Raw genomic sequence first — 26,783 nt, forward strand, 5'->3', positions numbered from 1 at the left:
GCCCGTCGAATATCTTTTATTACATTTGCCTAAAAGAATAATATAATGCTGAAATTTTTATCTTTCGGCAGTGGTAGTAGTGGGAATTGCTATCTTCTCTACACAGGCACCGATTGTCTGATGATCGACTGCGGGGTCGGTATTCGTTCTCTAAAGAAGCATTTCCACAACTACGGTCTGCAAATGAAAATGGTTCACAATGTGCTTATCACCCACGACCATGCCGACCATGTGAAGTCGGTAGGTTCTATCAGCGGTGATCTGCAGCTTCCGGTATATACGACAGAGGACATCCATCGGGGTATCAGCCAGAACTGGTGCGTGAGGCGCAAAATCGACAAGGCGTTGGCGATGTGCCTTGCCAAGGGTGAAGAAATCAAAATCGGGGAATTTGCCGTTACCCCTTTCGGTGTGCCGCATGACAGTACCGACTGTGTGGGCTATTCAATAGTACAGGGGGGCATACGCTTTACGCTGGTAACTGATTGCGGGCATATTACAGAGGAAATCGCCCATTACATCTCCATCTCGAACTATCTGGTGATAGAAGCCAACCATGAGCCGGAGAAGCTGGAGGCAGGCCCTTATCCGCGCCATCTGAAGGTGCGCATCAGCGGTCCTAACGGACATCTGAGCAATGAAGCCTGCGCCGAGGTCTTGGTAGAGAATGCCTCCCCGGGACTGCGCCATGTATGGCTGTGCCATCTGAGCGATGAGAACAACCACCCAGAACTGGCCAAAAAGACGGTCGAGGCGGTGCTGCGCGACAGGGGTGTCATTGCGGGAAAGGATTTCCTGCTTGATGTGCTGAAGCGGAAAATACCCAGTGAAGTGTATGAACTGCATGGGTGATGCCTGACAGGAAGCGATGACCGCGCTTTTCCGACAGGAGTGTCCCGTTTGTAGAAATTCTCGTTGACGATGTAATCGGATGACATTTTTTAACGCTGTAAACTTGTAATTTTTGCAGAATACTTATAACTTTGCGCCCGATAAATGATCAAAGATAATATTTAACAACAAAAACATTATGAAGAAATATGAATGTGAGACCTGTGGGTATATTTACGACCCGGAGGCCGGCGATCCAGACAGCGGCATAGCGCCGGGTACAGCTTTTGAGGATATTCCAGACGACTGGGTATGTCCTCTGTGCGGTGTCGGCAAGGATGATTTCAAGCCGGTTGACGAATAAACCGGAAGGACAAGTCAGAATATAGAAGTCTGCCCAGAACTCTGGGCAGACTTTTTTCTTTTCAGGGATATTGGAAGTTCAATCCATAAAATATCTTGTCTTTTCTCTGAAGAAGAAGCATTTTCTTCATCCAGCGGACTTATAAATCACCGTTTTTATGTAAATTTGCAGTATATTTTCCGGTGCATCGGAAACATGGGGACATCCTGACGGGGTGGTTCATAGGGCCAGGTTTCACCCCTCTTGACAGAATATACCCATAGAAGCATGATAACATTTGCAGGACAAGCATGATGATGGAAGTAAAAGTAAAAGAAAGCGATATACGCAAAGCCGTAGAAGAAGGAATGGACAGTTTTGTCCGTGTCTTTATTGATGCCGTCGACAAGGCGATAGACCACAGTCTGACGCTGGAGGCCATGCAGCAGCTCACGTCCGACCAGATTACCCTGTTGGCATGGAGCTATCTTCATCAGGAAGTGATGGATGGCGGTTATATCCAGCTGATTTACAACGGCTATGGAGCATTCATTTTCAAGAATCCCTTTGCTGTCGCCATACGGGGGTGGGGACTTGATGATCTTTACAGGCACATCCGCCATGCGAGGAAATATTATGATATGTATCATGAAAAGATCGAGGCGGTAGTTTCTGATGATGATTTCATGGCTTTGTATGAACAGATGCCCGAGTTTGATGAGTATGATGATGAATTTATTGTCAATGAGGAGCATTGGACAGCCCTGGTAGCCGCTTATATCGATGATCATATTGAAAATTTCGCCACGATTGAAAAATGAACAAGGAACAACAGGAAAGAAGAAAGAAATCCCCCGTGCAGATTAGGAACAAGAAGGCCTCATTCGAGTATTTCTTTGTTGATACCTTCACGGCGGGAATTGTTCTCACGGGGACAGAGATCAAGTCGATCCGTGCCGGCAAGGCCTCGCTGGTCGATTCTTTCTGTACCATCAGCAGAGGGGAGATGTGGGTACAGGGGATGAACATCTCTCCTTATTTCTATGGATCATACGCTAACCATGAAGCCAGACGTCCGCGCAAACTGCTGCTGACACGCAGGGAGATCCGAAACCTCGAGGCCGAGTCGAAGACGCCGGGCTATACCATCATTCCGACCCTGATCTTCATAGACGAGCATGGACGTGCCAAGGTGGATATAGCACTGGCGAAAGGCAAGAAGGAGTACGACAAGCGTCAGACGCTGAAGGAGAAGGAGGACCGGAGGGAGATGGACCGTGCAAGGAAACACTATTGAGCCTGGTCCAGGGCAGGCCGTCAGAGAAACTTTTCAGAACCTGCCGGCAACGGCAGGACAGTGTAGGATTTTCTCATCATGCCTTGACCGCAGGAGGAGTCTGTTGCTCTTTGTCAATTGGGAATGATGTTCCCGGCCGTCGGGAATAGAGGTACCGGCCGTCGGGAACACCATTCCCAACCGGTTGGGAATGATGTTCCCATGTTTCATCCTCCCGGTAAGACCATGCGGTTTGTCCGGGACATGGCTGAAGGCGATTGCCGGAACAATCCGGTGGAGACGAAATTTCCTGCACAAAGTATTTGTATCTGTGCAGGAATTTGTTTACCTTTGCACGCGAATCATATTTTTGTGCAATGGAGCCTGTAATAAGTTTTAACGCATACATAGAGAGTAGCATCAAGGATAACTGGGACAAGGATGCCCTTACAGACTATCTGGGCGCTACGCTGCAGTACCATGACGTAGCCCGCAAGATAGAGAAACTGCACATTCTTTTTGAAAACAGCGGTCTGAAACGGGGAGACAAGGTCGCTCTCTGCGGGCGGAACTCATCGGCATGGGCGGTCGCCTTTCTCGCCACGCTTACATTTGGCGCTGTGGCAGTCCCCGTCCAGCACGAGTTCAAACCGGAACAGGTGTACAATATCGTGAACCATTCTGAAGCGAGGCTGCTCTTCGTCGGTGACGTGGTTGCCACTACGATTGACGGGGAACAGATGCCGCTTCTGGAGGGAATCATCTATCTGCCGGACAACTCCCTGATCCTCTCACGTTCGGAAACACTGACCTATGCACGCGAGCATCTCAATGCGATGTTCGGACACAGGTATCCGAAATATTTTCATGCAGAACACGTAGACTACTTCAAGGATGCGCCGGACGATCTTGCATTGATCAATTATACCAGCGGCACCACGGGATTCTCCAAGGGGGTCATGCTGAGTTACCGGTCTCTCCGCAGCAATCTGGACTGGACCATAGAGGCACTGAAGCCGCACATCAAGGCGGGAAGCAATGTGCTCAGCATGCTGCCGATGGCGCATATGTACGGTATGATCTGTGAGTTTCTGAGCGAGTTCTGCTTCGGCAGCCATCTGTTCTTCCTCACCCGCCTGCCTAGCCCTTCGCTGATTGCCCAGGCCTGTGCTGACATCCATCCGGCGATCGTCGTGGCTGTCCCGATGGTCGTTGAGAAGATCATCCGCAAGAAGGTGTTCCCAAAGATACAGAACAAGGCGACGAGGATGCTGCTGATGATGCCCATGGTGAACAAGAAGGTGAAGGAAAAGATCCGTGCCATGGTGATGGAGGTCTTCGGAGGCAATGCGTATGAGGTGATGACCGGCGGAGCCGCCCTCAACAAGGAGATAGAGGACTTTCTGACGGGAATAGATTTCCCGATTACCAGCGGATATGGTGCGACGGAAACGGGGCCGATGATTACTTACAGCGATTACAAGGACTTCTGTCCGGGATCGTGCGGAACACCGGTCGTGAACATGGAAGTGAAGATAGCAAGTCCTGATCCTGCCGGTATTCCGGGCGAGATCCTTGCCAGGGGCGAGAATATCATGCTGGGTTATTATAAGAATGTGGAAGCGACAGAAGCCGTGCTCGATGCTGATGGCTGGTATCATACAGGCGACCTTGCCACGATGAGCGAAGACGGCCATGTGTTTATCCGCGGGCGTATCAAGAACATGCTTTTAGGTTCAAACGGGCAGAATGTCTACCCCGAAGAAATAGAAGACAGACTGAACTCTATGACGATGGTAAGCGAGTCTGTCATCATTCAGCGTGGCAATGAACTGGTGGGACTGGTTTATCCGGAGATGGAAGAGGCGAAAGAGATGAACTTCTCTGCCTCCGATCTGCAGGACATCATGGAACAGAACCGGATCGAGCTGAACAATTCCCTCCCGTCCTTCTGCCATCTCTCCTCCATCGAGCTGCGTGACGAGGAGTTCGCCAAGACCCCGAAGAAAAGCATCAAGCGCTATCTCTATCAGGAGGTCCCCAGGCCGTAAGTCCGGATGCGGCAGGTGCTGCGGAAATAACTGATGTACAGAAAGAAGTGGGAGGCAGAATGTTTTTTCTGTTTCGGCCCGTTCTTTCTGTACATTCTTTCTTTCTGTTGTCCGTTCTGTGGCTCTTGTTGCTGTAACAGGCAGATTATCGCCTGGGCATCGTATATTTCTGCACATTATATTTTGAAATGTGCGGATAAGTATGTACCTTTGCACATAGATTGAAAAAATGTGCAATGGAACATATTCCGAGTTTTAATGAATTAGTAGAGAAGAGTATCATTGAGCATTGGGACCTTGATGCTCTTACGGATTATAAAGGCAAGACCCTCCAGTATCATGATGTAGCCAGAAAGATCGAGAAACTGCATATTATGTTCGAGGCGAGTGGCGTGCACCGGGGCGACAAGATTGCGCTTTGCGGACGCAACTCTTCGGCCTGGGCCGCTGCATTTCTGGCGGTGATCACCTATGGGGCGGTGGCTGTACCGATCCTGCATGAGTTCATGCCCGAGCAGATTCACAATATAGTGAACCATTCTGATGCCAAGCTGCTCTTTGTCGGCGACGTGGTCGTCACACAGGTCGATGCGACGAAGATGCCGGGACTGGAGGGAATCATCTATATACCTGATTATTCCCTGGTTGTGAGCCGTACGGACCGGCTTACTTATGCCCGCGAACATCTGAATGAAGAGTTCGGGAAACGTTATCCGAAGTATTTCCGCCCGGAACATGTACATTATTACCGTGAACAGAGTCCCGACGAACTGGCACTTGTCAATTATACGAGCGGTACGACGGGGCGTTCGAAGGGAGTGATGCTGCCTTACCGTTCCCTGTGGAGCAATTCCGACTTCGCAAAGCACGTGTTGGGCAATATCGTGAAGCCGGGCTGCAACGTGATCAGCATCCTGCCGATGGCGCACATGTATGGCATGGCATTTGAGTTCCTCTACGAGTTCCTTTCAGGGGTTCACATCTTCTACCTGACGCGCATCCCTTCGCCTGCCGTCATCTCCCAGGCGTTGCTGGAGGTGAAACCGGTCATCATGATTGCCGTACCGCTGGTCATCGAGAAGATCATCCGCAAAAAGGTGTTCCCGAAGATCCAGAACAACCGTATGCGTCTCCTGCTGAATATGCCGGTAATCAACAAGAAAGTCCGTGAGAAGATCCGCGAGCAGGTCTATCAGGCTTTCGGCGGCAACCTGTATGAGATAATCATCGGCGGTGCAGCCCTGAATGGAGAGATTGAAAGTTTCCTTCGCCGTATAGATTTCCCCTATACCGTAGGGTATGGTGCGACGGAGTGCGGCCCGATTATCTGTTACCGTGACTGGCATACCTTCAAACAGGGATCCTGCGGACAGGCCGCCCTCCATCAGGAAGTCCGGATTGACAGTACAGCCCCTGCCCATGTGCCGGGTGAAATCCTTACGAAAGGTCCCAATGTCCTTTTGGGCTATTATAAGAACGAGGAGGACACTGCCCGTACGATCGACAAGGACGGATGGTTCCATACGGGTGACCTCGGTCTGATGGATGAGGACGGGAATGTGTTTATCAAAGGACGCTCGAAGAATATGCTGCTGGGCAGCAACGGCCAGAACATCTATCCGGAGGAGATTGAAGACAAGCTGAACTCTCTGCCTCTGGTCAATGAGTGCCTGGTGATACAGAAAGGGGAAAAGCTCATCGCACTGGTACATCCCGATTACGATGAAGCCCAGAACCTCGGACTGAATGCGGAGGACATCAAGAGCATCATGGAGGAAAACCGCACGCAGTTGAACACCATCGTGCCTGCCTACTGTAAAGTAGCGGAGATTCGCATTCAGGAAGAGGAGTTCGAGAAGACACCCAAGAAGTCTATCAAACGATTTCTCTATGCCCGGTAACCCCGCAATGGCTTCCGTAGGAACGGAATGTGACCGTTGTCATAATCCTGACCCAGTCTACGAAGATACAAAACCACATGAAAAAATCCTTCTACCTCAGCAGGTGATGCAGGGTAGAAGGATTTGTTGTTTCTTTTAGAGCCGGTTCTGAAAGAATCCGCAACGGGTGCTGTCGTCGGCATGAACATCGCCCGCTCTTCGCGTCTTCCGTCCGAATGCGGATGAACCGCTGCCAGCTTTCGCAGACATCGTGACCTCTGCTTTGATACGGTGTGTTCAGCAGTCTCTTCGCAGTCCGCATAGAGGCTATGTCGGCTGAGGATAGGCTCGGCAGGCGGCGTGCCAAGAAAGAGAGGACAGACGGGACAGGGGGATCATCGGACGGGAATGGCAATGCAGGACTTCCCGGGCGCAAGCTTAGTCATCCAGCAGTGTTGACGAACGGACACGGCTCAAGGTCTCGGGAGTCATCTGCAGATAGCTGGCTATATAGACCAGCGGAGCGCGTAGGACAACCTGCGGGTTGAGTTTGCACATCCGCTTGTAACGTGCCTGTGCCGTCTCAAAGCGTACGAGGTCGGCATGGATCTGTGAGGTGATGAGGCTCTCCTCCAGTATCTTACGGTAGAGAATCTGAATGTTCACATTGTGGAGAGCCACCTGCTCCAGCTTCTGTTTGGGCAGTGCATATACCTGTGTCGGCTCCAACGCTTCCACCTGCAATCTCGTAGGTTCTTCACGGAACAGGCTCTCGATGCACATGAAGATGGTCCTGTCTTCTCCCAGGTGCTCGGTAATCTGCTTTCCGTTCTTGAAGTAGAACTGGCGTATAAGCCCCCGCTCTATGTAATAGAAATGGCGGCAGGTCTCCCCTTCACTCAGAATCATCTGTCCTTTGGCGAATTTCATGGGCACAAGGATACTTTCCAATACGTCCAGTTCGTCATGGGTCATCGTACTGTATTTCCGTGCAAGTTCACGTGCTATATCTCTTGTGTCGTTGACCAATTCTTTCATCTTTCCTTTCCTTTCTTGTTTCTCTTTTGTCTTTTAGTCCAGCTTCAATACGGCGAGGAATGCTTTCTGCGGAACCTGTACGTTCCCGATCTGCTTCATGCGCTTCTTGCCCTTCTTCTGTTTCTCCAGCAGTTTACGCTTGCGGCTGATGTCACCTCCGTAACACTTGGCTGTCACATCCTTCCGTACCTGTTTTACGGTCTCGCGCGCCACGATTTTGGCACCGATGGCCGCCTGGATGGCGATGTCGAACTGCTGGCGTGGAATCAGGTCCTTCAGTTTCTCGCACATCCTTCTGCCGAAGACGACCGCATTGCTCTCGTGCGTCAGGGTGGACAGGGCATCGACCGGCTCTCCGTTCAGCAGTATGTCGAGTTTCGCCAGCTTCGACGGTCGGAACGAGTCGATGTGATAGTCGAAGGAGGCATAGCCCTTGGAAATGCTCTTCAGTTTGTCGTAGAAGTCAATCACGATCTCGCCCAGAGGAATCATGAAGATGAGTTCCAGCCGGTTTCCACTCACGTAGTTCTGACTGACGAGTTCACCTCTCTTGTCGAGGCAGAGCGTCATGATGGGGCCGATATAATCGCTGGAAGTGATGATGGAAGCCCGGATGTAAGGCTCCTCTATATGGTCGATCATCGTCTGGTCCGGCAGTCCGGACGGGTTGTGGACCTCCTTCACGTTCCCCTGTTTGTCGTAAACCTTATAGCTTACATTAGGAACGGTGGTGATGACGTCCATGTTGAACTCACGGTCGAGCCGCTCCTGGATGATCTCCATGTGGAGCAGTCCCAGAAAGCCGCAGCGGAAGCCGAAGCCCAGTGCCTGCGAACTTTCAGGCTGGAAGGTGAGCGAGGCATCATTGAGCTGCAGTTTCTCCAGGGAGGCGCGGAGATTCTCATAGTCGTTCGGGTCGATGGGGTAGACGCCTGCGAAAACCATCGGCTTCACTTCCTGGAAGCCCTCAATCGCCTGCCGGCAGGGATGCTCGATGTGGGTGACGGTATCGCCTACCTTCACCTCGGTAGCGTTCTTGATACCCGAGATGATGTATCCTACTTCGCCGGTAGACAGCTGTGGGGCAGGTACCATATCCATCTTCAGTACTCCCACCTCGTCTGCCGTATATTCCATCCCTGTCTGTACGAACTTCACTTTGTCGCCTTTTCTTATGACACCATTCTCTACCTTGCAGAGTGTGATGATGCCCCGGAACGAATTGAAGATGGAATCGAAGATGAGCGCCTGCAGCGGTGCCTTCACGTCTCCTTCAGGTGCCGGAATCCGCTTGACGATGGCTTCGAGAATCTCCGGTACGCCCTCACCTGTCTTGCCGCTGGCCCGGATGATGTCTTCCGGATCACATCCGATGAGGTCAACGATTTCATCTTCTACCTCCTCCGGCATGGCATTGGGCATATCTATTTTGTTGATGACAGGGATGATTTCCAGATTGTGGTCGATGGCCATGTAAAGGTTGGAGATGGTCTGGGCCTGTACGCCCTGTGTCGCGTCCACGATGAGCAAAGCCCCTTCACATGCGGCAATGCTTCGCGACACTTCATAGGAAAAGTCAACGTGTCCCGGCGTGTCAATGAGGTTCAGTACATATTTTTCCTTGCCTGAAGTGTACTCCATCTGGATGGCATGGCTCTTGATGGTAATGCCGCGCTCACGCTCCAGATCCATATCATCGAGCATCTGCCCTTCCGTGATCTTGATTGTCTGTGTGTATTCAAGTAGACGGTCGGCCAGAGTTGACTTTCCATGGTCGATATGGGCAATGATGCAGAAATTTCTTATGTGATTCATCTATTTGTCTCTGTTTTCAAAGTGCAAATATACTCATTTTTGCCGAGAATTGATAACGGGAAAGTAAGAAATTGACTATTTTTTGTTAACTTTGCAACGCATATACGAGGTGGGATGACGTGTGACTAAACAGCTTTGCACAGCTTTCCCGTCCCTGCTTTAAGATCCGTCGAATGAGAAAGAAACACTTGCTTTATACAGTTGCTCTGCTGCTTGCTTTCTCCTCCTGCCATCGTAGCCTGGAGGACAGGGCGGCACGAGAATGTAAGGAATATACGGAGAGAAAATGTCCGACACCTGATGTGAACAACACGAGGATGGACAGTATGGTGTTCGAACCGTCGTCCCGTACAATCCATTATTATCATACGCTGCTGGGGGTTGCAGACAATGAGAAGGCCGTCACCTCGAAAAAGGCAGAACTGCGGAGAGCTCTGGGCGAAGCCTTGAAGGCTGACCCGGGAACAAAGGGATACAAGGATGCCGGCTTCAGTTTCCGCTATACTTATCACTCAGAGAAAGCTCCTTCGAAGGTGTTGTTTGATGTGACCTACACGGCGAAAGATTATCAGCGTTGATTACGGGAGTCGGGAAAGAGCTAAAGGTGTTGAAGGAGGTAAGCCGTTGCTTTCATCTGCTGATGTGTAGGAGATGTCCGGGCGGAGCGGAGATGTTGTCGGCTTGATTCCTTTGACTTCTTCCGGCTCTCTGGTTCTTCTAGCTGCTCTAACTTTCAGTACCAATTATGTATTCATCAGAATCCTCATCCACAAGAACTTACATTGCCATAGACCTCAAATCGTTCTATGCCAGTGTGGAGTGTGCCGAGCGTGGACTTGACCCACTGACCACCCACCTTGTCGTTGCGGATGTCAGCCGGACGGAGAAAACGATCTGCCTGGCCGTATCGCCCTCGCTGAAGGCATACGGCATCCCCGGACGCGCACGTCTGTTTGAGGTGGTGCAGCACCTGCGGGAGGTCAACGGCAGGCGGAGTTCCTTGGCAGGAAAAGCCTTCACGGGGAAGTCATACGATGCAAAGGAACTGGAGCGGCATCCCGATTGGGAAATAGATTACATTGCGGCAGTCCCGAGGATGGCGCATTACATCCGGCAAAGCGCACGGATATATGAGATTTACCTGAGGTATATCGCACCAGAGGATATCCATGTCTATTCGATCGACGAGGTATTCATCGACGCCACGTCGTATCTTTACAGTTACAGGATGACGGCGCATGAGCTGGCAAGGAAGATGATCCGTGACATATTGCGGGAGACAGGAATCACGGCGACGGCAGGCATCGGTACGAATATGTATCTCTGCAAGGTGGCGATGGATATTGTCGCCAAGCATATCCCTGCCGACAAGGACGGTGTGCGCATAGCCGAACTGGACGAGCAGAGCTACCGGGAGAAACTTTGGAGTCATCGGCCGCTGACCGACTTCTGGCGTGTCGGAAGGGGAATCGCACAGCGGTTAGACGCATACGGTATTGACACGATGGGGAAGATTGCACGCTGCTCCATCGAGCAGGAAGAACTGTTCTACCGGCTCTTCGGTGTCAATGCCGAACTTCTTATCGACCATGCCTGGGGCTGGGAACCTTGCACGATGGAGATGGTGAAGGCCTATCGCCCGGAAAGCAATTCGATGAGCAGCGGACAGGTGCTGCAGGCGGCTTACCCCTTCCGCAAGGCGAGGGTCGTCGTGCAGGAGATGGCGGATGCCATTGCCCTGGACCTTGTGGAGAAGCGTTGTGTGGCAGGCCAGCTTGTCCTCTCTGTGGGGTACGACCGTGAGAGCCTGACCTCCTCGGCAGGCTGCGGATATGCCGGTCCGGTTTCTGTCGACTGGTATGGGCGTAAAGTTCCGAAGAGCGTCCATGGCACAGCCCGTCTTCCTCACTTCACATCTTCCTCACAGCAGATCGGTAAAGCCGTCCTTGCCCTTTATGATGAGATCGTAGACCGCAGACTGCTCATCAGGAGGCTGAATATCTCTGCCAGTCATGTGATCCGTGAAGCACAGGTGAGGCAGGCGGCCGGGCCTGTCGAACTGGAGCTGTTTGCGGATCATGAGATGGAGGAAAAGAAAAGACAGGCCGAAGCGGCACGGTATGCCCGTGAACGGAGGATGCAGGAGACCATCATCAACATCAAGCACAAGTTCGGCAAGAATGCCCTGCTCCGGGGCCTGAACTTTGAAGAAGGCTCTACGGCAAGGGAACGAAACGGACAGATAGGAGGGCATAAGGCATGACAGACAGTTATGATGACATTCTCCATCTTCCCCATCATGTTTCGAAGCGGCATCCGCAGATGAGCCTTTATAACCGTGCAGCGCAGTTCGCACCCTTTGCCGCTCTTGCCGGATACGGGGAAGCGATCGCCGAGACGGCGCGTCCGACGGTGTCGGAAATGGAACTGGAGGAGGATGGCCGCCGCCTGCTCGACCGGAGACTCATCGAACTCGCCACACGTCTGGCAGGGCATCCGGTCGTCTCGATCACATATTTCCAGCCGGATGCACGTAAGGCCGGCGGAACTTATGTGGTCGCAAAGGGAGTCGTCAAGGAGATTCATGACGATGGACGCATGATACAGATGGAGGATGGCGGGCTGATTCGTATCGATGCCATTGTTGCGCTGGAAGGCGATGTATTCCTGCCAGATGAAGGGTAGCAGGCGCGGGCGTCGTCCATTCCCGGTAACGGGAGCCCTTTCCGCCCTGGCCATCAGAGCGCAGGCCTCCCTGTATCAGCACGCAGCTGGCCGTACTACGCTTTTCATGGGTTATTGACAGGTTAGTATAAAAAAAGTTTCTTCCGTTAAATGCGTAGATTGGAAGGTTAAAGGCTTATGCGCTTGCACGGTATGACTGTCCAGAATTGGCTGGTATTGCAAAGGAGGATGAATGGCAAGATAAAATGCAGTAAAGGCGAATTGATGCGATGCCTGTCCATCAGCAGGTCTTTCCGTCTTCTACAGACAACTTATTCCCCTGTCATCGGTGTTTGTAAACTGTTTTCATGCAACGCAAGGCAACACATGCCCTTTTGGCTTCTAAAAGATGCCTGATTGACTTGCAACTGATGCTCTTTTTACACGTTACTAACGCTCTTTTGAAGTCCAATCAAGCACCTTTTAAAAACGGATTGACAACCAATTGATTTACTGCTGGTTGCAGACTTGCTTTTTGCACGTGTCTTTTTATATTTGCAGATGATTTGCTTGAAATTATGTAATGACTTTTCAAAACCTTATCTGTATTTGAAACGTATTAAAACGAAAGGTCTTTTGTATCGGAGGAGATGATGATAGAATAGCCAGCCAAGACAGTCTTGGCTATGTTTTTGTCGAATGAACCACTTCGGTTCTTCCGTTAAAGCTATACGGAAAACATCCGCGCATTTAACGGAAAAACCCTTTTTATAAACTTAAAGATAAAATATCTACGCATTTAACGGAAGAACCTTAAAAAAGATTTATAAATTTGTTGCTTTCATTGGAAATAAGTATCTTTGCATTAAGGTTATATTCAACTTTACACGGACTTAAAACCGAATGACGTGAGAAATAGACATATCATCATATTGTTGCTTTTTATCCCCTCCTGTCTCTTTGCGCAAAAGATTGAAATAGGGAATTGTACGACGAGAGACGGAGGCAGCTACCATGGGCAGATGTTCCGGGGGAAGCCGAACGGAAGGGGGAAAACCACCTATAAGAAAGGCAATGTCTATGAGGGCGAGTATATGAAAGGGCTGCGGCAGGGACAGGGAACTTATACCTTTGCCGATGGTGAGAAATATGTTGGACAGTGGTTTCAGGACCAGCAGCACGGACAGGGTGTTTATTATTTTTCCAATGGCAACCGCTACGACGGCCTATGGTATAAGGACTATCAGCAGGGACAGGGGACGATGTATTATTACAACGGTGACAAGTATGTCGGCAACTGGGACCATGACAAGCGCAGCGGAGACGGAAAGTATATCTTTGCCAATGGTGCTTTCTACGATGGCGCATGGAAGAACGACATGAAGAACGGACATGGGCGGTTCTGCTGGCCGGACCACTCCTCATTCACGGGAGACTGGGTCAACAACCTGAAAGAGGGAAAGGGCATCTACATCTATGCGGATGGGGACGAGTATAACGGCGAATGGAAGAATGACCTGCAGAACGGAAAGGGAATCTACAAGTTCAAGGACGGCGAAAGCTATGAGGGAGAATATGTGGATGGCGAACGTACGGGGCAGGGGATTTTCCGCTACAAGAACGGTGACCAGTATTCGGGGCATTTCCTGAAAGGTCTCAAGTCCGGCTTCGGTACGATGTCGTGGCACAACGGCGACATATACACCGGCTATTGGGAGAAAGGAGTGCAGAACGGACAAGGCAAGCTGACGAAGAAAAACCAGGATGTCTATGAAGGACAGTTCAGGAACGGAGTTGTCGAGGGACTTGTCATTATCCATTATGCCGACGGAAGCAAATTCCGGGGCAGCTATCACAATGGAAAACGCAATGGAAGTGCCGTCGAGGAGTCGGCAGAAGGTGTCCGCTTTGAAGGCAGTTACAGGGACGACCGCCGCGACGGAAAGTTTATCGAGCGGGACAGGAACGGGAAGGTGACCGCAAGCGGCCATTATGAGAGCGGGAAGCGCTATACGAATTAGGCTTCATAAAATATAACAACAAACATAAAGCTTTTTCACCATGGTAACAAAGAAGACCACAACCAAGAAGGCTCCAGTCAAGAAGGCTCCAGCCGGAAAGACGAAAGTAAAATGTACGACCGAGACCGCTCACATAGGTCTCGTAAGAGACGATGCCTATCTGGCTCCTTATGAGGATGCGATACGCGGGCGGCACGAGCATGCCTTGTGGAAGATGAATGAGCTTACGCAGCATGGTAAGCTGACACTCTCAGACTTCGCTAACGGTCATGATTACTATGGCTTGCACCTTACACCAGATGGCTGGGTGTTCCGTGAATGGGCACCGAATGCAACGGCGATTTACCTTGTCGGTGACTTCAATGACTGGAAGGAGGAGGAGGCCTATCTGTGTCATAGACTCGAAGGGACAGGAGACTGGGAACTCACCCTTCCGCGCAAGGCGATGCAGCACGGACAGTTCTATAAGATGCGGGTACACTGGCAGGGTGGAGAAGGCGAACGGATTCCGGCCTGGGCGCAGCGTGTCGTACAGGACGAGACGAGCAAGATATTCTCCGCACAGGTATGGGCTCCTGAGAAACCATACGTCTGGAAGAAAAAGACCTTCAGGCCCCAGACTTCTCCCCTGTTGATTTACGAGTGCCATATCGGTATGGCACAGGATGCTGAGAAAGTAGGCAGTTACAACGAGTTCCGCGAGAAAGTGCTGCCGCGGATCATCAAGGACGGATACAACGCCATTCAGATTATGGCGATACAGGAGCATCCTTATTATGGCAGCTTCGGTTATCATGTGAGTTCTTTCTTCGCAGCCAGTTCGCGTTTCGGCACGCCCGAAGAGCTGAAGGCCCTGATCGACGAGGCGCACAGAAACGGCATTGCCGTCATCATGGACATAGTCCATTCTCATGCTGTCAAGAATGAAGTCGAGGGGCTGGGCAATCTGGCTGGCGACCCCAACCAGTACTTCTATCCCGGCGACCGCCACGAGCATCCGGCATGGGATTCACTTTGCTTTGACTATGGCAAGGACGAGGTGCTCCACTTCCTCCTTTCCAATTGTAAGTACTGGCTGGAGGAATACCATTTCGATGGTTTCCGCTTCGACGGTGTGACCTCCATGCTCTATTATAGTCATGGGCTGGGAGAGGCTTTCTGCAACTACGGTGATTATTTCAACGGGCACGAGGACGACAATGCCATCTGCTATCTTACACTGGCGAACTGCCTTATCCATGAGGTCAACAAGCATGCCGTTACCATTGCCGAAGAAGTGTCGGGTATGCCCGGACTGGCAGCGAAGTTCGAGGATGGCGGCTATGGCTTCGACTACCGTATGGCCATGAATATCCCTGACTACTGGATCAAGACGATCAAGGAACTGCCGGATGAGGCATGGAAGCCGTCGTCCATCTTCTGGGAGATAAAGAACCGCCGTGTAGACGAGAAGACCATCTCCTACTGCGAATCACACGACCAGGCACTGGTAGGCGACAAGACCATCATCTTCCGTCTGATAGATGCCGATATGTACTGGCACTTCCGCAAGGGCGACGAGACCGAGATGGTACACCGCGGCATAGCCCTGCACAAGATGATACGGCTTGCCACGGCAGCGGCCATCAACGGAGGTTACCTGAACTTCATGGGCAATGAGTTCGGTCATCCGGAATGGATAGACTTCCCGCGGGAGGGAAACGGCTGGGGCTATAAATATGCCCGCAGACAGTGGAACCTGGTGGACAACAAGGAACTGTGCTACCATTATCTCGGCGATTTCGACCGAGAAATGCTGGCGGTGATCAAGAGTGAGAAGAAGTTCAACGAGACCCCTGTCCAGGAAATCTGGCACAACGACGGCGACCAGATACTGGCCTTCAGCAGGGGAGAGCTTGTCTTCGTGTTCAACTTCTCGCCGACACGTTCCTATTCTGACTATGGCTTCCTGGTACCGGAAGGGGCTTATCATGTCGTATTGAACACTGATGACAAGAAGTTCGGCGGCTATGGTTTTGCCGATGACTCCGTCGAGCATTTCACCAATCCGGATCCGCTTTATGCCGACCAGCATAAGGGCTGGCTCAAACTCTATATTCCTGCACGCAGTGCTGTCGTGCTGAGAAAGAAATAAGCGTGATGATGGAAAGTAAGTTCATGCGTATAGTCTGTTCGGTGCTGTTCTGTACCTTCGCTTTCTGCTACTTGTTCTTCTTTCAGGCGGATGTAATGACGGTCACGCAGCATCTGGCTTCGGGAGGACAGACCTTCTACAGTCCTTTGCCGGGAGCGGTCCTGATTACCTTCACCCTGAAACTGTTGCAGACAGGTGTCAGTTCGCTGGCGAAATTATCCAAACGAGGCTTTGCATTGACTTACTTTCCATCTTTCCTTTTTCTGACGATCTTGTCCGATATACGTCCCTCTGCGGAGGGTGTCACATTCGGTGCCTGGCTTTGGACGGCTCCGTTGCTGCTTGTCGCCTATGTGCTGGTAGTGGCTGCGGTCAGGCGTTATGAGCCGTACGAACCGGAACTTCGGAGTTGCGGTCCGCTCTCTCAGCTGACTTGGAACAGTCTGCTTATGTTCCTGGTGTTCATTCTCTTCACTGGGGTCTTCAGCAATACAGACAGATGTTTCCATCAACGTGCCAGAGTGGAAGCCTTGATTGACCGGAAAGACTATTCCGGTGCATTGGATGTCGTAAGGACGATGCACCGTGCCGATTCTGTAATCTCTATGCTGACGGTCTATGCCGTGGCACGCCGGGGACATCTGGCAGACAGCCTCTTTTATTATCCGCTGGTGGGTGGAGCACATATACTCCGTCCGGGGAAGGTGCATTCCTGGCTGCTGCCGGACAGTATTCTGTTTAAAGTGACGCGCAATTCGGCAAATTACCAGCTGACAGGATTCCTGCTGGATAGGAATCTGCATGACTTTGTGCGGTATCTCCCACAGTATTATCCTGTTGACTCATTGCGTCCGACCTATTATCGGGAAGCCTGTCAGATCTTCGCTCTCCGGCAAAAAGGTTTAAAGCTGAAGTCTCCCTACAGGTCCGGAAGTTATGCGGCATACTATTATGCACGATGAGCAGCGGCTGTCCGGACAGTGTAACAGCTTTGCCAAGTCAGTAAGGCAGTCATCGGATCAGAGCCTGCCATAAGGTACTCCAGACTCCGTATGGCGAGAGGGGGAGCGCAGATCTCTTCCGTCCAGCCTTTTTATAGAGAGACAGGGAGGAATACGCCATAAGGTGTTGCCGAGACAGTCCGACATCCACCGGTTTATGAATTATATACATGACAATGAATCGAAAATCAAAGATAACAAAGAAGCGTTTTTTGTTGGGTTTCATCATCATCACACTCTTTCTGGCCGTCATCAGGCTGCTGTTCCCGTCTATTGCACGGGATAAAAGACAGGGGCGATATGCCGGGGAGGTGAGGGAGAAGGCAAAGAAAGAGAGGATAACAGATTCGGTCAAGGTCACATCGCAGTCTACGTTACGGCGCATGCAGCTGTCGCACTTCTTCAATGCTGACGGATCACTGAAGAAAAATAGAATAGTAGGCGTGCGGGATTATGACGAGAGCTTTCCCGACTCCCAGCCTCAGCAGCTGGATGCCGCTTTGCGCTATGGGGTGAAACCGGTTGCCAGTCGCACGGATGCCGAGAAGCGGAAGAATGAACTGGTCTATATTGGAAGCAACCCCTATTACGACATGAAGAGGCTGAACAGCAGCGTACCTTATCTTGTCCCGCGCGCGGCCATACTGCTTCAGGACATAGCACGCAACTTCATGGACAGCCTGCAGACGAAAGGAGTACCCTTGAACAGACTTCTGGTATCAAGTGTGCTGAGAACGAAGGAAGACGTGGAGAAACTCCGGCGGCACAATCACAATGCAACGGAAAACAGCTGCCATCTGTATGGTACGACATTCGACATCGCCTATAACAAATATGCGTCTATCACCCGTCCGGTACGGAATGATACGCTGAAGTGGGTGTTGAGCGAGGTTCTGAACGATCTCCGTTCTCAGGGACGCTGCTTTATCAAGCATGAGAAGCATCAGGGGTGTTTCCATATCACGGTAAGATAGTAGTTCCGCATTTTCTTTCGCTTATGGTAATTCTGGAAGTCTGCATAGAGGGCTTCCTGTTTTTTTGATGAGCCTGTTTTTCGGTTCTTCCGTTAAATGCGTGGAGGCTTTCCGTATAGCTTTAACGGAAGAACCAAAGCTATTCATTAAACAAAGATATAGATAATACTGTCAACTGTCTGTTCTATTATCCTCTTCCGATACAAAAAGCCTTTTCATTTTAATTCGTTGGAAATACAGATAAGATATTGAAAAGTCTTTTACATAATTTCAAACAAATCAGCTGCAAATATACAAATACGTGCGAAAAAAGCAGGTTCGCAACCGGCAGTAAATCAACAGGTTGTCAAGCCGTTTCAAAAAGGTGCCTGATTGGACTTCAAAAGGGCGTTAGTAATGCGCTAAAAGAGCATCCCTTGCAAGTCAATCAGGCATCTTTTAGAAGCTAAAAGAGTTAGTTCTTTGTAACTCTTTGATTATAAATACTTATAAAATTGAAAAAAGGAAAAGGGTTACGATTTGGTTACTACTCAAATTCCCTGAACTTCCTTGATTTGCTGTCGTTTCAAACAACTCTTGTTATTGGTACAAAGATAAATAAAATGTGTTGTACGGCCAAAGAGAACACTTGTTTTTTTCTTATTAGACAGACTTTTCGGCTGTCATTTCAGCGGTTTAATTGTCTTGCTGAAATCCTCCTCGTCTTTGGCAGGAACAAGTTATGCCCTCTCTTCGTAAACTTCGCTATCGGGCATAACACATTCCTGCCTTTAGCATGGCCGACGAAAAGAGGCAGGGATCAGTCTGTCGAAAGAGCTTCGGCAAATCTGCTTCCTGCCACATTTCTGTGTATCGGCTATACTTTCTAAGGTACGGATTTCAGCAAGACAATTTTTCAGTGCACTTCTCTTTCGATATTTTCCTTTTCTTGGAAGCGGTTGTAAAAGCCGCATTGTTTGTCGTCGGAGAAGTCGGAGCTATTCAGGTGGTGATAAATCTCTCACCCGCCTATCTCCGACATCTCCGACTTATCTGACAAAGCCGCAGGAAAAGTACACGCCTGCCGAAAGGCAGACTTCGTACCTTTCCTTTCCCGTCTTTGTCTTCTTAGGTGGTTTTTACATGCCTCGCTTCATCACACGTTTCTCTATTTATCTGATTATATGGCATGCAAACAGATTTTCAATCTTCATCCGAATCTGTCTCTTTGCCGTTTACCTCCATTTGGATGCAGTCTTTACCGCATCATATCCGTTGGTCGTTCCCGTTCAGTCGCAAAGGTAATTCCGGGATGTTACGCTACTGCAAGGTCGGTGCCTTCGGTTTTGGAGAAAATCTCCACGCCTGCGCTCCACCGCATTTTGCTCCGGGTCGTATTTTCCCTCAAAAACCTTGCATTCGCTCATCCCTACCTTTGTGGGGCACCTGAAACGAAAACGACCGATGTGACAGGAAGACGCATAAAAAATGTCGGATAAACGAGAGACAGATAAGTAGTGAAACTCAACTCCCTCAAGCTCTTGGATCCGCATTAAACATTAAAACCCGAACAAAAATGGAAAAGTCAGTCAACATTCACCGAGCCTTGCGCACAACCCTCCGCCTGATGCTCACAAGCGTTATAAGCATCGTCTTTGGAGCGGTCGGGGTGGTCATCGGTTTGCTTGCGAAAATCATTGCAGACGTTCTCCGCCTCCTTTGGACAATAGTCCTCTACGTGCTTACCCTCGTAAGCATTCTCGCCCTTATTCTTTAGATATTCACCCTATAATTACGTATTTGAAATAATTAACGTGAGTTCAATGATCGTATCTATTTGAGAAAAGAATGTTTACTTGATTTTACGTCGCCAAAGGAACATATTGGCAAAACTCGGAGTGGATGATGGTTGTTTTATAAAGTAAAGATACTAAAAATACTTGAATTAAGAAAATCCTTAATTCCGCAACCTCACTAAACCTTTTTTTGTATTGTCGTCAATGTTCATTTAATATGTCATTTTCGTTAAAGAGACGGCCTTTTGCGGCTTTTTGTCTGTCATAAGCACATAATTCCCCCTTTCCCCCATGGGGGGAGTTAATGCTTGACCCTCGAAAATATTTGATTCATAGTGTCGTTAAGTTGAAGATTGACCAATAATGCAGCCACCTATCTTTCGTGTAGATATTTAGTGTCCATTGCCTGGCTACCTGAACTCATTTTGCAGGTACTACAATGAAGGAAAAGATAAAGCGTTTCAGTCGACTTTTCATGTCAACACCTGGGAAGACGCGACTGATTCCAGTTAGCAGGTACTGGTAAAAATTCTTCAGCATGGCAGTGAAAAGTAGGAACACCGTATTGTCCTCCATCATTGAGAAAGGAAGGTGAGCCCATCCGAAGTCGCTGTTCTGCACATCAAAGTTCTTTTCGCATGCTCCTCGCTGGTTATACTTGTCAACAACCTGTTCTTCAGTGCTGTCATGGTCGTTGGTCAGTATGGCACGGTATATATACTGCATACCTGGCAGGAACTGTTCTCCCTGTGCTGTATCCATTTCTGTGCGCTGCACGACAAGGCGTAGATGCCAGTCAGAAAGGAAATCGGCAAACTCAAATGAAGCAACGTCCATCTCTTGTCCGTTTGCCACCGTACGCCTCCATTCCGTGCATTGTTCATACATCCCTCTGCGCCATGCACAGCTGCCAGCACGGAGGTAGAAAGTCTCTGTACGCAGGGTCAGTTCTTCGACAAGTTCCTTAATGAACAAGCCGCAGTCAGCACGGAATGTACGGATGTGTAACCCGTGTGCCTCTATGTTGTCAAACATATGCGTGAGTTCTTCCACCTGCTCGAACTTCACATTGGAGTTACCCTGCCTGTTCTCGATACCTATAATTAACGGACCAGAAGTCATTACGCCAGGGAAATAGCCACGTTTTTTCTTGTAAGAGTACGGTGCATCGTTCTTCTCGGCAGGGATGAACTCATTATCAAAGTCAACATCAATGCCCTGTCCTCTTTTCAAAAGACCGAGTAAGAGGGTCATTTCCAGTAGGAGGGAGTTGAGTTTCATGGCAGGATCATGCATATAAACACCCCCTTTCTGGCTTGTATAGGCTATACTCGTGCTGCGCAATTCCTTCAATCCTCGCGCAATAGTGTCAGAACTGGGTATTTTAGCGTCAGGTGCAGTGCTCAGATATTTCTTCAAAATGGCAGTGATATCTTCTATATGATCACCACCACAGAGATAAATGCAGAACAATGCAAGCATGATGTCACTGTACTGATAACCATAGTTCTGACAGCGGGTATTCAGACGGCTATCCACCAACCTGTCTACCCCCGTGCACTTAAATTCGTCCATTACATAAAAAATACCGCCATAAGGGGTTATGTTCTCGTTTTTTAGTAAGCATCCAATATTCGCCGTCTTTTTCCGATATGTTTTGTTTCCTACCTTTGTGCAAAAAAATATGTTTGCACTCAACGAAACAAATGTTTATCGTGTTTGTTGTACTCCTGTTGATATGCGTCAGGGAATCCTCCGCTTATGTCAATTCGTACGTGGTAATGACTTCAACCCTTCTGACGGCTGTGTCTATGTGTTTTAAGTAGATGTTGAAAAACACTTTATATCATATTTTTTGCGTACCTTTGTGCGAACATATAAAAGAAGTACAACTATCGGAAAGATCAAGATTATAGAACTGACAGACAAAGAGCGTCTTCAGTTGGAGGAGGGCTTCCGCCGTGGCAAAAGCCATTCCTTCCGTATGCGTTGCCGTGCCATACTGTTGAAATCCAACGGTCTGACATCAAAAGAAGTCGGGATTCAGACAGAAATGACACACATATCGGTGAACTCATGGGTGAGACGGTTCGAGTGTGAAGGTGTCAAGGGTCTGGCTACACGTCCCGGGCGGGGTCGGAAGCCGATAATGGATAGTTCTGACGAGGATGCGGTACGCAGGGCCATCGAGAACGACAGGCAGAGCGTGAAGAAAGCGAAGGAAGCCTGGCAGCAGGCCTCCGGCAAGAAAGCGAGCGAAAGTACCTTCCGGGCTTTTTTATCCGCATTGGCGCGAGATACAGACGTATAAGGAAACGTCCCAAGGGGAGACCCTCGCCGCAGCTCTATGCCTACAAGAGCGAGAAGCTGCAGAAACTCGTACAACAGGAGAAGGACGGTCTCATAGACCTTTACTATGGTGATGAGAGTCATGTCTGCACGGGTGGATATGTGCCATACGGCTGGCAGTTCCGCGGTGAAGATGTCTGCATCCCCTCTGAAAGAGGTCTCCGGCTCAATATATTCGGCATGATAGACCGCAGGAACAGATATGAGGGATTCACTACGACAGAGAACATGACCGCAGACAAGGTCGCTGACTTTCTTGACCGTATGTCGCTCCGTATCAGCAGAAGGACCTTCGTGGTCCTTGACAACGCAAGTGTACACAGGTGCAGGCTTATGCGGGAACTTCGCCCCGTATGGGAGAAGCGGGGGGCTGTTCCTTTTCTTTCCCCTCCTTATAGCCCGCATCTCAATATTGCCGAGACTCTTTGGCGCATCCTCAAGGGGAAGTGGCTCAGACCTGTGGATTATCTCTACACAGACACCCTGCTCTATGCCACAAACAGAGCCTTGGCGGCAATCGGATCTGGACTCAAAATCAGTTTTACCCATGCAGCTTAGTATAAATTAATTCTTACGACCTACTTAAAAGGAAAGATTTTACATATTATCTTTTGCATATAAACAATATTTTATATACATTTGCACAATTAATTTAAATAGAATATAAGTATGAAGAAATTATTTTTTTTAGGATTAATAACGTTGTCTTTTGTATCTTGTGCCTCTTCTTTAAATAGTGAAAAGATTGACACTCTGAAAGAACATCGGAAGGTGCTCAAGATGACTACAGAGTTAAACAAACTGCAGTTAGATTACGAAAAAGAGAAGGCAAACAATGTCGAACTCAGCAAGAAAGCTGCTGACATCAATGTTGAAGCAAATATAGCAACAACAGAATTCAACACAACCAACGCATCAAACACTGTTAAGGATGCAAAGACCACTATCAAGCGTCTGAAGGAAGCTAAGTCTATCAACAAGAAGTTGGCTAAGAGTCAAAAGACTTTAAGAAAGATGGAAAAGAAGATTGCTAAGTTTCAGGCAAAGATTGATGACTGTAACAAACGCATCAAGTTTGTTAACAATTAATATTGTTAGAGATATTGCAATAAATAAGAGGGTGTGTCAAAATGTACACATCCTCTTTTTTATGCACAAAGCCCCGACTTTCTCAAGCCAGGGCTTTGCTATTTCCTAAAGTTTTTGTACCTTTAGGCATACAAAAAATCTCATTATGACAAAGGTACACTTTCGTTCTTACATACACAAGAAAATGATTCTTTTTCCTCAAAGAATCGATAAGGATATCGCAGAAGATGCCCCTGTTCGTCTTTTAGACGCCTTGGTGGATAATCTTATGTTGGATAATGTCTACAAGCTTTATAAGCCCAGTGGTCGCAAACCTTATCATCCACAAATGATGCTCAAGGTGATTCTTTACGCCTATATGAATAATATCTATTCCTGCCGTCGTATAGAGTCGCTTCTCAAGCGTGACATTCATTTCATCTATCTGGCAGGATATGAGCTGCCTGATTTTATTACCATCAATCGTTTTCGTAATCGTGTGAAAAAGGAAATCAACAATATCTTCACACAAGTGGTATTAGTACTTGCAGCCAAAGGTTTGATAAGTCTTGACGTTGAATATATTGACGGCACAAAAATAGAATCGAAAGCCAACAAGTATACCTTCGTTTGGAAGAGAACCGTGGAAAAGAACCGCGCCAAGTTGCAGGAACAAATACGCACACTCCTGCTTCAGGTTGATGATGTCATAGCGCAGGACAATGCCGCTAAGACAGAAGGTGTCGAGTTTACGGCAGCTCTGCTCGATGAGATATCCGAGGAATTGAACAAGTCTTTGGAATCAGCCCCTGAGCCTAAGACTAAAGAAGAGAAGCAGACTGTTAGAACCAAGAAAAAACAGCTTAAAGAACTTGAGAAGAAACGTAATAAACTCCAGGAGTATGACCAACACCTTGAGATTATGGGAGAGAGAAACTCCTACAGCAAGACCGACCCTGATGCCACGTTTATGCACATGAAGGAGGACGCTATGCGGAACGGACAGACTAAGCCTGGATATAATCTGCAGATAGCAACGGAGAACCAGTTCATCACCGACTTTGCACTCTATGCCAATCGTACCGATACACTCACACTACCTTCTTTCTTGGAGTCTTTCAAATCACGCTATCATCGTTATACCAAGACAGTCGTAGCCGATTCGGGGTATGGCTCCGAGGAGAACTATCTGTTCATGGACGTACACAATATGGAAGCCTATGTGAAGTATAACTGCTTCCATAAAGAGCAGCGTCCACGCTACACACCTGACCCATTCAGTCCCGCAAGCCTTTATTATAATAAGGAACAGGATTTCTACGTCTGCCCTATGGGACAGCATATGAAGCGTATAGGTATGAAGCGTTCCCTAACCTCTAATGGATTCGTTACTTACAGCGTACGTTATCAGGCAGAACGCTGTGATGGTTGTCCGTTGAGAGGCTCATGTTTTAAGGCAAGAGGGAACAGAATTATAGAAGTAAACCACCAACTACAGCAATATAAGCAAAAGGCACGGGAACTACTGACCTCGGAAGAAGGCATCAAGCATCGAGGACGAAGGTGCATAGAACCAGAAGCTGTTTTTGGACAAACAAAATATAATAAAGCCTACAAGAGGTTTAGGCATTTTGGCAAAGACAAGGTCAATATGGACTTTGCCTTCTTCGCTATTGCCTTTAACATAGGGAAAATGTGTAGAAAAACCAATCTAAAGGAACTAAAAGCCGTTATGGAGGTACTTTTAGTCACCTTCAGATGCTTTATACAAGTTTATATAGGTTATTTAAAGCCCAATAAATCATTTTATATGAAATTAGCAGCATAGCTGCAGTAAATAATGAATTATATGGTAGACAAGGTAAAGGAAGAATAAAAAAGAGGATGTATCAATTTTGACACACCCTCCAAATGATAGGGGACATGATGTGTGGACAGAAATATGGAGTGAAAAGACTAAGAAGATGGAAAAAATGTTTTCCCAACTGTTTTCCCATCGCAATTTTGATACTCTGCGAGACCCCGTTTACATGTTTTACTTGTGCTGATACGATGCCAAGTTTATCAAAAAATCATGGAGTTTTCAAAATTGCTGTGTTTTCCCATTGTTTTCCCGAAAAGAAAAATCAGCAACTTGAATTTCTTCTAAGTTACTGATTTTCAGCGTGGACCAGCCTGGGCTTGAACCAGGGACCTCCAGATTATGAGTCTGTTGCTCTAACCAACTGAGCTACAAGTCCGGGATTATATTAATTCGGCTGCAAAGGTAATCAATAAAATGGAAACAGGGGAAAGGAAGGTAAGGAATTTTAAGGTTTTAACACATTTTGAGCGGGACAGGAGGGCTTTTACGCCGATTTGGAGTACCTTTGCAGCAAACTTCCCGGCCGACCGGAGACAGCAACGGGCATCCTATGACGCTTCATCCAGACGGGTCTGCAGAAGCGGACTATCAGGTATGTCCGGATCAAGGGCGTATATGATATGCCTCCGGCACGGATGGACATAACGGATGGACAGCATACAGGAACAGACGGGAACAGAAAACAGATTTACAGACAACCGGAATTGAACATCATATACATCAAAGAGGGTGAGAGGCCGGAGCTGCCGGCATTGGCGGCTACCATCGGATTCTTCGACGGGGTACACCGGGGACACCGGTTCCTGATCGGACGTGTCGTCGACGAGGCACGACGGTCGGGAATGGCATCGGCCGTAATCACCTTCGACCGCCATCCACGACAGGTGTTGCAGGCTGACTATCAGCCGGAGCTGCTGACGACGCTCGAGAGGAAACTGCAGCTGCTTTCGGAAACACAGGTCGACAACACCCTCGTACTGCATTTCGACAGGTCGCTGGCCGCCCTCCCTGCCCGCCGGTTCATGGACGAGGTGCTCCGCCGGCAGCTGAACGTGCGGAAGCTTCTGATCGGCTACGACAACCGCTTCGGACACGACCGTGCGGAGGGCTTCGACGACTACGTGCGCTATGGACAGGCACTGGGCATCGGGGTTGTCCGTGCCGATGCTTTCCTCCCGGGGGAGAGAAGGTCAGCTCGTCGGTCATCAGAGACCGCATACGCCGGGGCGACATCGCATCAGCCAACCACCTGCTGGGCTATGCCTATACGATAGAGAGCACCATCGTACGCGGTTACGGGAACGGACACCGGCTGGGATTTCCTACCGCCAACCTCAATATGGCAGCCTGCCGCCAGCTCATCCCGGCAGCAGGTGTCTATGCCGTAGCCGTACGGCAGAAGGATTCCTCAGAGTGGAGGCGGGGCATGATGAACATCGGCACACGTCCCACATTCAACGGCAAGGCGATGTCGATGGAGGTGAACATCTTCCACTTCGACGGCGACCTCTACGACAAGCCGCTGGCTGTCAGCTTCATTGCCAAAATCCGAGGCGAGCGGAGGTTCGGGTCGCTGGAAGCCCTGGCACACCAGCTGGAACAGGACCGGGAAGCTATCAACCACCTGTTCGATGCCGGACAGATCCGGCAGCAGCAGATGGAAGCCCGACTGTAGGCAGCCCGCAGAAGAACAAAGTGA

Annotated in this window: 20 protein-coding genes, 1 tRNA gene and 2 pseudogenes; 19 read left to right on the forward strand and 4 right to left on the reverse strand. The window is 49.1% G+C overall.

Going from position 1 to position 26,783, the window contains the following annotated elements; all coding sequences use genetic code 11:
• Positions 1 to 45 precede the first annotated feature (45 nt).
• From J4864_RS11055 to J4864_RS11080, 6 genes are all read left to right on the forward strand, one after another.
• Positions 46 to 852: an MBL fold metallo-hydrolase gene (locus J4864_RS11055; RefSeq protein WP_211814907.1), complete on the forward strand. Its 807-nt coding sequence runs from the start codon at positions 46 to 48 to the stop codon at positions 850 to 852.
• 178 nt (positions 853 to 1,030) lie between these two features.
• A complete protein-coding gene (rd, locus tag J4864_RS11060; protein ID WP_211814908.1) occupies positions 1,031 to 1,195 on the forward strand; it encodes a rubredoxin in 165 nt (54 codons plus the stop codon).
• A 293-nt stretch (positions 1,196 to 1,488) separates the two neighbouring features.
• Positions 1,489 to 1,995 carry a DMP19 family protein gene (locus J4864_RS11065; RefSeq protein WP_211815423.1) on the forward strand — a complete coding sequence of 169 codons (507 nt, stop codon included), beginning with the start codon at positions 1,489 to 1,491 and terminating at the stop codon, positions 1,993 to 1,995.
• The gene (smpB, locus tag J4864_RS11070; protein ID WP_007367519.1) at positions 1,992 to 2,471 is read left to right on the forward strand and encodes an SsrA-binding protein SmpB; all 480 of its coding nucleotides are present in this window, start codon (positions 1,992 to 1,994) and stop codon (positions 2,469 to 2,471) included. Before J4864_RS11065 ends, smpB begins: the two co-directional genes overlap by 4 nt.
• Positions 2,472 to 2,827: 356 nt before the next feature.
• Entirely contained in the window at positions 2,828 to 4,501 is a 1,674-nt protein-coding gene (locus tag J4864_RS11075; protein WP_211814909.1) for an AMP-binding protein, read from the forward strand.
• A 236-nt stretch (positions 4,502 to 4,737) separates the two neighbouring features.
• Entirely contained in the window at positions 4,738 to 6,402 is a 1,665-nt protein-coding gene (locus J4864_RS11080; protein WP_211814910.1) for an AMP-binding protein, read from the forward strand.
• 417 nt (positions 6,403 to 6,819) lie between these two features.
• On the opposite strand, the gene J4864_RS11085 is transcribed toward J4864_RS11080, so the two are convergent.
• The gene (locus J4864_RS11085; protein WP_007367523.1) at positions 6,820 to 7,419 is read right to left on the reverse strand and encodes a Crp/Fnr family transcriptional regulator; all 600 of its coding nucleotides are present in this window, start codon (positions 7,417 to 7,419) and stop codon (positions 6,820 to 6,822) included.
• A 33-nt stretch (positions 7,420 to 7,452) separates the two neighbouring features.
• Positions 7,453 to 9,234 (reverse strand): translation elongation factor 4, encoded by a 1,782-nt coding sequence (gene lepA, locus J4864_RS11090; RefSeq protein WP_211814911.1) that lies wholly within the window; start codon positions 9,232 to 9,234, stop codon positions 7,453 to 7,455.
• Between the two features lie 173 nt (positions 9,235 to 9,407).
• On the opposite strand from lepA, the gene J4864_RS11095 reads away from it, so the two are divergent.
• From J4864_RS11095 to J4864_RS11130, 8 genes are all read left to right on the forward strand, one after another.
• Positions 9,408 to 9,812 carry a DUF8479 domain-containing protein gene (locus J4864_RS11095; protein ID WP_007367525.1) on the forward strand — a complete coding sequence of 135 codons (405 nt, stop codon included), beginning with the start codon at positions 9,408 to 9,410 and terminating at the stop codon, positions 9,810 to 9,812.
• Positions 9,813 to 9,979: 167 nt separating this feature from the next.
• On the forward strand, positions 9,980 to 11,497 hold the full coding sequence (locus J4864_RS11100; RefSeq protein ID WP_211814912.1) for a Y-family DNA polymerase: 1,518 nt from the start codon (positions 9,980 to 9,982) through the stop codon (positions 11,495 to 11,497).
• Positions 11,494 to 11,919 (forward strand): hypothetical protein, encoded by a 426-nt coding sequence (locus tag J4864_RS11105; RefSeq protein WP_211814913.1) that lies wholly within the window; start codon positions 11,494 to 11,496, stop codon positions 11,917 to 11,919. The genes J4864_RS11100 and J4864_RS11105 overlap by 4 nt, the downstream gene beginning before the upstream one ends.
• An 887-nt stretch (positions 11,920 to 12,806) precedes the next feature.
• Entirely contained in the window at positions 12,807 to 13,919 is a 1,113-nt protein-coding gene (locus J4864_RS11110) for an MORN repeat-containing protein (RefSeq protein ID WP_007367529.1), read from the forward strand.
• 40 nt (positions 13,920 to 13,959) lie between these two features.
• Entirely contained in the window at positions 13,960 to 16,053 is a 2,094-nt protein-coding gene (locus J4864_RS11115; protein ID WP_211814914.1) for an alpha amylase C-terminal domain-containing protein, read from the forward strand.
• A 5-nt stretch (positions 16,054 to 16,058) separates the two neighbouring features.
• A complete protein-coding gene (locus tag J4864_RS11120; protein ID WP_211814915.1) occupies positions 16,059 to 17,015 on the forward strand; it encodes a hypothetical protein in 957 nt (318 codons plus the stop codon).
• A gap of 215 nt (positions 17,016 to 17,230) precedes the next feature.
• Positions 17,231 to 18,028 carry a DUF5715 family protein gene (locus J4864_RS11125; protein WP_211814916.1) on the forward strand — a complete coding sequence of 266 codons (798 nt, stop codon included), beginning with the start codon at positions 17,231 to 17,233 and terminating at the stop codon, positions 18,026 to 18,028.
• 1,555 nt (positions 18,029 to 19,583) lie between these two features.
• A complete protein-coding gene (locus J4864_RS11130) occupies positions 19,584 to 19,784 on the forward strand; it encodes a hypothetical protein (protein WP_048799179.1) in 201 nt (66 codons plus the stop codon).
• A gap of 349 nt (positions 19,785 to 20,133) precedes the next feature.
• Here the strand turns inward: J4864_RS11130 and J4864_RS11135 are convergent.
• Positions 20,134 to 21,378, reverse strand: a pseudogene (locus tag J4864_RS11135) (IS1380 family transposase).
• A 292-nt stretch (positions 21,379 to 21,670) separates the two neighbouring features.
• Here J4864_RS11135 and J4864_RS11140 point away from each other — a divergent pair.
• From J4864_RS11140 to J4864_RS11155, 4 genes are all read left to right on the forward strand, one after another.
• Positions 21,671 to 22,114: a helix-turn-helix domain-containing protein gene (locus J4864_RS11140; protein ID WP_246479470.1), complete on the forward strand. Its 444-nt coding sequence runs from the start codon at positions 21,671 to 21,673 to the stop codon at positions 22,112 to 22,114.
• Between the two features lie 140 nt (positions 22,115 to 22,254).
• Positions 22,255 to 22,710 (forward strand): transposase, encoded by a 456-nt coding sequence (locus J4864_RS11145; RefSeq protein WP_246479472.1) that lies wholly within the window; start codon positions 22,255 to 22,257, stop codon positions 22,708 to 22,710.
• A gap of 111 nt (positions 22,711 to 22,821) precedes the next feature.
• Positions 22,822 to 23,241, forward strand: coding sequence for a hypothetical protein (locus J4864_RS11150; protein ID WP_211814918.1), 420 nt, complete (start codon positions 22,822 to 22,824; stop codon positions 23,239 to 23,241).
• Between the two features lie 145 nt (positions 23,242 to 23,386).
• Positions 23,387 to 25,048 (forward strand): IS1182 family transposase, encoded by a 1,662-nt coding sequence (locus J4864_RS11155; protein WP_211814387.1) that lies wholly within the window; start codon positions 23,387 to 23,389, stop codon positions 25,046 to 25,048.
• A 338-nt stretch (positions 25,049 to 25,386) separates the two neighbouring features.
• Here J4864_RS11155 and J4864_RS11160 read toward each other — a convergent pair.
• A tRNA-Ile gene (locus tag J4864_RS11160) sits at positions 25,387 to 25,460 on the reverse strand.
• Positions 25,461 to 25,704: 244 nt separating this feature from the next.
• Between J4864_RS11160 and ribF the strand changes: the two are divergent.
• A pseudogene (gene ribF / locus J4864_RS11165) lies at positions 25,705 to 26,759 on the forward strand (riboflavin biosynthesis protein RibF).
• Positions 26,760 to 26,783: the final 24 nt, after the last annotated feature.

Origin of the sequence: Prevotella multiformis, assembly GCF_018127985.1 — a bacterium.
In the GTDB taxonomy this organism is placed as follows: domain Bacteria; phylum Bacteroidota; class Bacteroidia; order Bacteroidales; family Bacteroidaceae; genus Prevotella; species Prevotella multiformis.

What these genes read in the sequence shown, in the direction of transcription:
- J4864_RS11055 (WP_211814907.1), top strand. Translation starts at nt 46, where the DNA reads ATGCTGAAATTTTTATCTTTCGGCAGTGGTAGTAGTGGGAATTGCTAT.
- J4864_RS11130 (WP_048799179.1), top strand. Translation starts at nt 19,584, where the DNA reads ATGGAAAAGTCAGTCAACATTCACCGAGCCTTGCGCACAACCCTCCGC.
- J4864_RS11100 (WP_211814912.1), top strand. Translation starts at nt 9,980, where the DNA reads ATGTATTCATCAGAATCCTCATCCACAAGAACTTACATTGCCATAGAC.
- J4864_RS11095 (WP_007367525.1), top strand. Translation starts at nt 9,408, where the DNA reads ATGAGAAAGAAACACTTGCTTTATACAGTTGCTCTGCTGCTTGCTTTC.
- J4864_RS11115 (WP_211814914.1), top strand. Translation starts at nt 13,960, where the DNA reads ATGGTAACAAAGAAGACCACAACCAAGAAGGCTCCAGTCAAGAAGGCT.
- J4864_RS11120 (WP_211814915.1), top strand. Translation starts at nt 16,059, where the DNA reads ATGATGGAAAGTAAGTTCATGCGTATAGTCTGTTCGGTGCTGTTCTGT.
- J4864_RS11065 (WP_211815423.1), top strand. Translation starts at nt 1,489, where the DNA reads ATGATGGAAGTAAAAGTAAAAGAAAGCGATATACGCAAAGCCGTAGAA.
- J4864_RS11105 (WP_211814913.1), top strand. Translation starts at nt 11,494, where the DNA reads ATGACAGACAGTTATGATGACATTCTCCATCTTCCCCATCATGTTTCG.
- J4864_RS11125 (WP_211814916.1), top strand. Translation starts at nt 17,231, where the DNA reads ATGAATCGAAAATCAAAGATAACAAAGAAGCGTTTTTTGTTGGGTTTC.
- J4864_RS11075 (WP_211814909.1), top strand. Translation starts at nt 2,828, where the DNA reads ATGGAGCCTGTAATAAGTTTTAACGCATACATAGAGAGTAGCATCAAG.
- J4864_RS11155 (WP_211814387.1), top strand. Translation starts at nt 23,387, where the DNA reads ATGACAAAGGTACACTTTCGTTCTTACATACACAAGAAAATGATTCTT.
- J4864_RS11085 (WP_007367523.1), bottom strand. Translation starts at nt 7,419, where the DNA reads ATGAAAGAATTGGTCAACGACACAAGAGATATAGCACGTGAACTTGCA.
- lepA (WP_211814911.1), bottom strand. Translation starts at nt 9,234, where the DNA reads ATGAATCACATAAGAAATTTCTGCATCATTGCCCATATCGACCATGGA.
- J4864_RS11080 (WP_211814910.1), top strand. Translation starts at nt 4,738, where the DNA reads ATGGAACATATTCCGAGTTTTAATGAATTAGTAGAGAAGAGTATCATT.
- rd (WP_211814908.1), top strand. Translation starts at nt 1,031, where the DNA reads ATGAAGAAATATGAATGTGAGACCTGTGGGTATATTTACGACCCGGAG.
- smpB (WP_007367519.1), top strand. Translation starts at nt 1,992, where the DNA reads ATGAACAAGGAACAACAGGAAAGAAGAAAGAAATCCCCCGTGCAGATT.
- J4864_RS11150 (WP_211814918.1), top strand. Translation starts at nt 22,822, where the DNA reads ATGAAGAAATTATTTTTTTTAGGATTAATAACGTTGTCTTTTGTATCT.